The following is a 3,121-nucleotide window of genomic DNA, read 5'->3' on the forward strand; positions in this document are numbered from 1 at the left end:
ACTTGAAATGCGCCTGCGGATCGTCCTTGTCCCAGCCGCCTTGGTAATCGAAGTAGCTGCCGGTGTGGTTGAGCACGATGTCCTGCACCAGGACCATGCCGGCGCCATGGATTTTTTTCGACAGGCTTTGGTAGTCGCGCAGCGTGCCGAGGTGGGTGTCGACCGCCGCAAAATCTTCCGCCCAGTAGCCGTGGTAACCACCATGACGCGCCGTGGCGTCCCACCATAGGTTGGCGACCGGCGGCGTGATCCAGACGGCGGTGGCACCCAAGCCGCGAATGTAGTCGAGCCGCCGCTCGACGCCGCGCAGATCGCCGCCGTTGTATTTCGCGCTGTCGCCGGCGTCGAACTCGGCCGCTTGTTGATCGTTGTTATGGGGATCGCCGTCGTCGAAGCGATCGGTCATCAGGAAATAGATGATCTGGTCGCGCCAATCCGGCGAGGGCACGTGCAAGGCGACCCGGCCGGCAGCGGGGGCCGGAGCCCGGTCGGTCGCGGTTTCGCTCGCCAGGGCGACCGCGGCGGTGGGCCAGGCGAGTGTGGCCGCAAGCAAGCAGCCCAGGTTGGCCGGTCGTCGGTGAGCGTCAGGCATGCGTCAAGGTTCTCACGGATTCAGGGTCCGCGGACCCAATCTGGCCCGCGATATGCGTAGTTTTGCTACACCCTGACCGCCAATCACCCGTGTCTCAGCGCGAGGTGAGTTGTCCACAGCCTTATTTTTCCGGCTGTTGATCGACTTCTGGGGCCAAAAAACGGTTTGACAACATATCTAGTTTTAGTACAGGATCGGGCCTGAGCTATGGCTCTAAATTTTCCTGATCGTCGGCTTTTGCCGTCGGAGTGGGGACGGGACCGCATCACATGAGTAACGGGGAGAGATTCATGGGCAGTACCAGCAACAGGCGCGGTCAAAGCGCCGGCAGCAACCGTTCCACGCTCAAGCGCAATCAGTTGGCGCTGGCTTGCGCCGCCGTTTTCCTGCTGACGGCCAATGCCGCCTACGCCCAGGAGACCGCGCCCGCCGCCGATGCCACCCAGACCGACGAGGACGCGGCCAAGGCCGCCGCCGCCAAGCGTCAGGGCGAGGAAGCCAAGGAATTGACGACGGTGAAGGTCGTCGGTATCCGCCGCGGCATCGAGGACGCCATCGAAACCAAGCAGAGCGCGACCTCGATCGTCGAATCGATCTCCGCCGAAGACATCGGCAAGCTGCCCGACTCCTCGATTGCCGAGTCGATCGCCCGTTTGCCTGGTTTGACCGCGCAGCGCGAGCGCGGCCGGGCCACCCAGATCAACATCCGCGGCTTCGCCGGCGATTTCGCCGGCACGACCTTGAACGGCCGCGAACAAACCAGCACCGGCGATAACCGCGGCGTCGAATTCGACCAGTACCCGTCCGAGCTGCTCAGCGCCGTGGTCGTTTACAAGACGCCCGACGCCTCGTTGGTTGGCCAGGGCCTGTCCGGCACGGTCGACCTGAAGACGGTGCGCCCGCTCAGCTTCGCCGATCGCGTGATGTCGGTTAACTTCCGCGGCGACCAGAACAAGGTCAACGATCAAACCAGCTACGGCAACCGCTACAGCTTCGCCTACATCGACCAATTCCTCGACCGCACGGTCGGCCTGTCGATCGGCTATGCGCATCTGGATAGTCCGTCACCGGGTTTTCAGAACGAAGCGTGGGGATATCCGAGCGAACGTTGGACTGGCACCGAAAATGTGCCATCCGTGCCCGGTAATCCAGGCGTCGCCGTGTTCGGCGGCGGCAAGTTGTACAAGTTCGACAACAACAACAAACGTGACGGCCTCATGGCCACGTTGCAGTTCAAGCCGAACGACTTCTATGAGACGAGCCTCGACGTGTTCTACTCGAAGTTCAAGAAGACGGAAGTCAAGACGGGAGTGGAATTCGGTACCGTCTGGGCGCCGACGCCGGGCCTGATTCCGACGGCAACAGTAATCTCCGGCAACACTGCCATCGAATCCGATTGGGTTGGCGTCAAGCCGGTATTGCGCATGGACAGCAATCCGATCAACGACAAGCTCAAGTCGATTGGTTGGAATAACAGATTCACGGTCAACGACAACTGGACGATCGAAGGCGACCTGTCCTACTCCGACACCAAGCGCAACTTCCGCGTGCTGGAAACCTACGCCGGCCTGATCGGCGACGGGACCACGACGCTGCATGTGGCTCTGGATCCCGACGCCGGCTTCAACGAGTTCACTTTCGGCACCGACCTGAACAATCCAAGCAACCTGCGCCTGATCGACGCCGGCGGCTGGGGCCAGGACGGCTACCTGAAGGACTTCGAGGTGCACGACAAGCTGAATGCGGCGCGCATCGACTTCACGCGCAGTTTCGACAAGGGCTTCTTCAGCAGCATCGAATTCGGCTTCAATCGCACCGAGCGCGAAAAGTCCAAGACCTCGGACGAAGCCAAGTTGTGCATCGTCGCCTGCCTCAGCACCCAGGATTCGGCGCCCTTCCCAGGTGCTGCAGGCGACTTCGGCTTTGGCGGACTGGACGGCCTGGCGCAGTACGATGCCAATGAGTTGCTCGAGTCCGGCTTCTACAACCTGGTATCAAAGTTCCATCCGGATATCGCCAACAAGAACTGGTCAATCGACGAGCGAATCAGCACTTTCTATGTCCAGTTCAACGTCGATAGCAGCCTGGGCGACATGCCCTTACGCGGCAATGTCGGATTCCAAATGGTGAGCGTCGATCAAACGTCCGAAGGCTTCAGCACATTCTCCGGAAACAGCGCGGGCGTGCTCACTTCCAGCGGCGCCCAGTACACTGACTTCCTGCCCAGCCTGAACCTGAGCCTGGAAATGCCATGGCAGCAGTACTTGCGCGTCGCGGCAGCAACGCAGGTTGCTCGGCCAAGATTGGATGACTTGCGCGCGAGCTTCGACGTGCACGTCAACACCACCAGTTGCGCCGGCTCGTCGGCCACCATCTGGTGCGGGTCGGGTGGCAATCCGCAGCTCAGGCCGTGGAAGGCAACCGCCCTTGACGTCAGCTACGAAAAGTATTTCAACACCGAAGCCGGCAACAAGGGCTACGTGGCCGCGGCCGCTTTCTACAAGGACCTGGACACCTACATCTTCAAGG

The 3,121-nt window shown here is 61.2% G+C and carries 2 protein-coding genes; one reads left to right on the forward strand and one right to left on the reverse strand.

Annotated elements, in window-relative coordinates:
• Positions 1-592, reverse strand: a 592-nt coding sequence (locus tag WC739_RS25130) for an alpha-amylase family glycosyl hydrolase (RefSeq protein ID WP_372955690.1), incomplete at its 3' end; no start/stop codon positions are given.
• 290 nt (positions 593-882) lie between these two features.
• Here WC739_RS25130 and WC739_RS25135 point away from each other — a divergent pair.
• Positions 883-3,121 (forward strand): TonB-dependent receptor (locus WC739_RS25135; protein WP_372955691.1); only part of this gene is annotated, 2,239 nt, incomplete at its 3' end.

Origin of the sequence: Mesorhizobium sp. (genome assembly GCF_041661565.1) — a bacterium.
Classification (GTDB): Bacteria; Pseudomonadota; Alphaproteobacteria; order Rhizobiales; family Rhizobiaceae; genus Mesorhizobium.